We start from the raw sequence: 5,429 nt of genomic DNA, 5'->3' as shown, positions 1-5,429 counted from the left end.
CACCCCGTGGTGTTGTGTGGTTGTTTTTGGCTGGTTTCGAATTTTGCGCGTGCCTGTTTACTGGTTTTTCCTGGTGGTGGGTGCGTGTCTGTAATGCATTTACGGAGAGTTTGATCCTGGCTCAGGATGAACGCTGGCGGCGTGCTTAACACATGCAAGTCGAACGATGATCCCAGCTTGCTGGGGGATTAGTGGCGAACGGGTGAGTAACACGTGAGTAACCTGCCCTTGACTCTGGGATAAGCCTGGGAAACCGGGTCTAATACTGGATATGACCTTCTGGCGCATGCCATGTTGGTGGAAAGCTTTATTGCGGTTTTGGATGGACTCGCGGCCTATCAGCTTGTTGGTGGGGTAATGGCCTACCAAGGCGACGACGGGTAGCCGGCCTGAGAGGGTGGACGGCCACACTGGGACTGAGACACGGCCCAGACTCCTACGGGAGGCAGCAGTGGGGAATATTGCACAATGGGCGCAAGCCTGATGCAGCGACGCCGCGTGGGGGATGAAGGCCTTCGGGTTGTAAACCTCTTTCAGTAGGGAAGAAGCGAAAGTGACGGTACCTGCAGAAGAAGCGCCGGCTAACTACGTGCCAGCAGCCGCGGTAATACGTAGGGCGCAAGCGTTATCCGGAATTATTGGGCGTAAAGAGCTCGTAGGTGGTTTGTCGCGTCTGCCGTGAAAGTCCGGGGCTTAACTCCGGATCTGCGGTGGGTACGGGCAGACTAGAGTGATGTAGGGGAGACTGGAATTCCTGGTGTAGCGGTGAAATGCGCAGATATCAGGAGGAACACCGATGGCGAAGGCAGGTCTCTGGGCATTAACTGACGCTGAGGAGCGAAAGCATGGGGAGCGAACAGGATTAGATACCCTGGTAGTCCATGCCGTAAACGTTGGGCACTAGGTGTGGGGGACATTCCACGTTTTCCGCGCCGTAGCTAACGCATTAAGTGCCCCGCCTGGGGAGTACGGCCGCAAGGCTAAAACTCAAAGGAATTGACGGGGGCCCGCACAAGCGGCGGAGCATGCGGATTAATTCGATGCAACGCGAAGAACCTTACCAAGGCTTGACATGAACTGGAACAGCGCAGAGATGTGTTGGCCGCTTGCGGCCGGTTTACAGGTGGTGCATGGTTGTCGTCAGCTCGTGTCGTGAGATGTTGGGTTAAGTCCCGCAACGAGCGCAACCCTCGTTCTATGTTGCCAGCGCGTTATGGCGGGGACTCATAGGAGACTGCCGGGGTCAACTCGGAGGAAGGTGGGGACGACGTCAAATCATCATGCCCCTTATGTCTTGGGCTTCACGCATGCTACAATGGCCGGTACAAAGGGTTGCGATACTGTGAGGTGGAGCTAATCCCAAAAAGCCGGTCTCAGTTCGGATTGAGGTCTGCAACTCGACCTCATGAAGTCGGAGTCGCTAGTAATCGCAGATCAGCAACGCTGCGGTGAATACGTTCCCGGGCCTTGTACACACCGCCCGTCAAGTCACGAAAGTTGGTAACACCCGAAGCCGGTGGCCTAACCCCCTTGTGGGGAGGGAGCTGTCGAAGGTGGGACCGGCGATTGGGACTAAGTCGTAACAAGGTAGCCGTACCGGAAGGTGCGGCTGGATCACCTCCTTTCTAAGGAGCACCTCGAATGACGCGCCGATCCTGTGTGGTTGGTGTGGGGTTTGTAGGAGTATGGCCTATTGCGCGGGCGTTTGTTCCGCGGTGGGCTGCTCAAGGGTGGAATATCAATGGATAGGTGCCTGGTGGCGCTGGCTGGTTGCAGAGTACGATCGCCTTTTGGTGGTGTGGAAATGGTTCTGGTTGGTGGTGATTGGGTTATCGTATGGCACACTGTTGGGTCCTGAAATAACAGGGCTCTGATTGTCGTGGACAAGTGTTCTGCTGGTTTGGTGCGTCGTTGTGGCGTGTCGGGGTGGTGGGGTGTTGTTTGTGGGGGTTGGGGTGCTGGGGTTTCTGGTTTTTCCCTGCCATGGCAGCGGGATCCTCGTGTTTGGGGGTTTTGGTTGGTGGTGTGGGGTTGTTGGTTGAGAACTGCATAGTGGACGAGAGCATCTTAAAAATAAGAAGCAATTTCAAAAAATCTTGGTTTCAGACTTTTAGTTTGATGCCATGGTTTTCTCGATATGTTTTTTGATCTTTTGTGGTCAAGTTTTTAAGGGCACACGGTGGATGCCTTGGCATCAAGAGCCGAAGAAGGACGTGGGAATCTGCGATAAGCCTGGGGGAGTCGATAACCGGACTGTGAGCCCAGGATTTCCGAATGGGGAAACCCCGCCTGGCCAGCGATGGACCGGGTGACCCGCATCTGAACACATAGGGTGCGTGGAGGGAACGTGGGGAAGTGAAACATCTCAGTACCCACAGGAAGAGAAAACAATAGTGATTCCGTTAGTAGTGGCGAGCGAACGCGGATGAGGCTAAACCAGTGGTGTGTGATAGCCGGCGGGCGTTGCATCACTGGGGTTGCGGGACTTTCCGTTCTGATTCTGCCGGATCAGTGAAATGAGTGCAGGCGTATAGGTGAACGGTCTTGAAAGGCCGGCCGGAGAGGGTGTAAGTCCCGTAACCGTAATGCGTGCTGCCGTTTGGAGAGTATCCCAAGTAGTACGGGGCCCGAGAAATCCCGTGCGAATCTGCCAGGACCACCTGGTAAGCCTAAATACTCCTTGATGACCGATAGCGGACAAGTACCGTGAGGGAAAGGTGAAAAGTACCCCGGGAGGGGAGTGAAACAGTACCTGAAACCGTGTGCCTACAATCCGTCAGAGCGTTGCCATCCTTTCGGGGGTGGTGGTGTGATGGCGTGCCTTTTGAAGAATGAGCCTGCGAGTTAGTGTTACGTCGCGAGGTTAACCCGTGTGGGGAAGCCGTAGCGAAAGCGAGTCTGAATAGGGCGAGTGAGTGGCGTGATCTAGACCCGAAGCGAAGTGATCTACCCATGGCCAGGTTGAAGCGACGGTAAGACGTCGTGGAGGACCGAACCCACTTCAGTTGAAAATGGAGGGGATGAGCTGTGGGTAGGGGTGAAAGGCCAATCAAACTTCGTGATAGCTGGTTCTCCCCGAAATGCATTTAGGTGCAGCGTTGCGTGTTTCTTACCGGAGGTAGAGCTACTGGATGGCTAATGGGCCCTACAAGGTTACTGACGTCAGCCAAACTCCGAATGCCGGTAAGTGAGAGCGCAGCAGTGAGACTGTGGGGGATAAGCTTCATAGTCGAGAGGGAAACAGCCCAGACCACCAACTAAGGCCCCTAAGCGTGTGCTAAGTGGGAAAGGATGTGGAGTTGCGAAGACAACCAGGAGGTTGGCTTAGAAGCAGCCATCCTTGAAAGAGTGCGTAATAGCTCACTGGTCAAGTGATTCCGCGCCGACAATGTAGCGGGGCTCAAGTACACCGCCGAAGTTGTGGATTTCAGATATTAGCTAAGCCGGAGACTTGTTCTCCTGAGTTCAGGCGTCTGGAGTGGTAGGGGAGCGTCGTGTGGGCGGTGAAGTCGCGGTGTAAACCAGCGGTGGAGCCTACACGAGTGAGAATGCAGGCATGAGTAGCGAAAGACGGGTGAGAAACCCGTCCGCCGAATGATCAAGGGTTCCAGGGTCAAGCTAATCTGCCCTGGGTAAGTCGGGACCTAAGGCGAGGCCGACAGGCGTAGTCGATGGACAACGGGTTGATATTCCCGTACCGGCGAAAAACCGCCCATACTGAGCAGGGGATACTAACCGCCCAATACCTGACTGCCCACCCTTCGGGGTGACGTGGTTTTTGGTGGAGCGCGGGACCTGATCCTGGGAGGTAAGCGTATTAACAGGTGTGACGCAGGAAGGTAGCCGGGCCGGGCGATGGTTGCCCCGGTCTAAGGATGTAGGAGGGACCATAGGCAAATCCGTGGTCCTGGTTTTGATACCGTCTCTGAGACCCGATGGGCCCCGTTATGCGGGGATCCGGTGATCCTATGCTGCCTAGAAAAGCATCGGCGCGAGGTTTTAGCCGCCCGTACCCCAAACCGACACAGGTGATCAGGTAGAGAATACTAAGGCGATCGAGAGAATTATGGTTAAGGAACTCGGCAAAATGCCCCCGTAACTTCGGGAGAAGGGGGGCCTCACCCGTGACCAACACTTGCTGTTGTGAGCGTTGTGGGGCCGCAGAGACCAGGGGGAAGCGACTGTTTACTAAAAACACAGGTCCGTGCGAAGTCGCAAGACGATGTATACGGACTGACTCCTGCCCGGTGCTGGAAGGTTAAGAGGACCGGTTAGTGCCCTTCGGGGTGCGAAGCTGGGAATTTAAGCCCCAGTAAACGGCGGTGGTAACTATAACCATCCTAAGGTAGCGAAATTCCTTGTCGGGTAAGTTCCGACCTGCACGAATGGAGTAACGACTTCCCCGCTGTCTCAACCATAAGCTCGGCGAAATTGCACTACGAGTAAAGATGCTCGTTACGCGCAGCAGGACGGAAAGACCCCGAGACCTTCACTATAGTTTGGTATTGGTGTTCGGTGTGGCTTGTGTAGGATAGGTGGGAGACTGTGAACCCTGGACGCTAGTTCAGGGGGAGTCATCGTTGAAATACCACTCTGGTCATACTGGATATCTAACTTCGGCCCGTAATCCGGGTCAGGGACAGTGCCTGATGGGTAGTTTAACTGGGGCGGTTGCCTCCTAAAAAGTAACGGAGGCGCCCAAAGGTTCCCTCAGCCTGGTTGGCAATCAGGTGTCGAGTGTAAGTGCACAAGGGAGCTTGACTGTGAGAGAGACATCTCAAGCAGGGACGAAAGTCGGGACTAGTGATCCGGCGGTACATTGTGGAATGGCCGTCGCTCAACGGATAAAAGGTACCTCGGGGATAACAGGCTGATCTTGCCCAAGAGTCCATATCGACGGCATGGTTTGGCACCTCGATGTCGGCTCGTCGCATCCTGGGGCTGGAGTAGGTCCCAAGGGTTGGGCTGTTCGCCCATTAAAGCGGTACGCGAGCTGGGTTTAGAACGTCGTGAGACAGTTCGGTCCCTATCCGCTGCGCGCGCAGGAAATTTGAGAAGGGCTGTCCTTAGTACGAGAGGACCGGGACGGACGAACCTCTGGTGTGTCAGTTGTACTGCCAAGTGCACCGCTGATTAGCTACGTTCGGATGGGATAACCGCTGAAAGCATCTAAGCGGGAAGCCTGCTTCGAGATGAGATTTCCATACACATTTGTGTGAGAGGCCCCCAGCCAGACCACTGGGTTGATAGGCCGGACGTGGAAGCAAGGACTAACGACTTGTGAAGCTGACCGGTACTAATAAGCCGATAACTTACACCACACACACCACCCGTGAACGGCATCAAAAGACGTTCACACCAAGGATGGTGTAAAGATATGCTGCTTTCGTCCACTATGCGGTTCCCAACCAACAACAGGAACCAAAAAA

At 54.9% G+C, this 5,429-nt stretch carries 2 rRNA genes; both read left to right on the top strand.

From position 1 onward, the window contains the following. Positions 1–98: 98 nt before the first annotated feature. Positions 99–1,625: ribosomal RNA gene (locus tag ACX80T_RS16225) — 16S ribosomal RNA — on the top strand. A 531-nt stretch (positions 1,626–2,156) separates the two neighbouring features. Next, positions 2,157–5,321: ribosomal RNA gene (locus tag ACX80T_RS16220) — 23S ribosomal RNA — on the top strand. Together the 16S and 23S rRNA genes form the textbook arrangement of a ribosomal RNA operon. Positions 5,322–5,429 lie beyond the last annotated feature (108 nt).

The sequence above is a fragment of the Arthrobacter sp. Sr33 genome (assembly GCF_054511195.1).
Note: the sequence above shows the minus strand (reverse complement) of the source record. Positions and strands in the feature narration are given on the sequence as shown.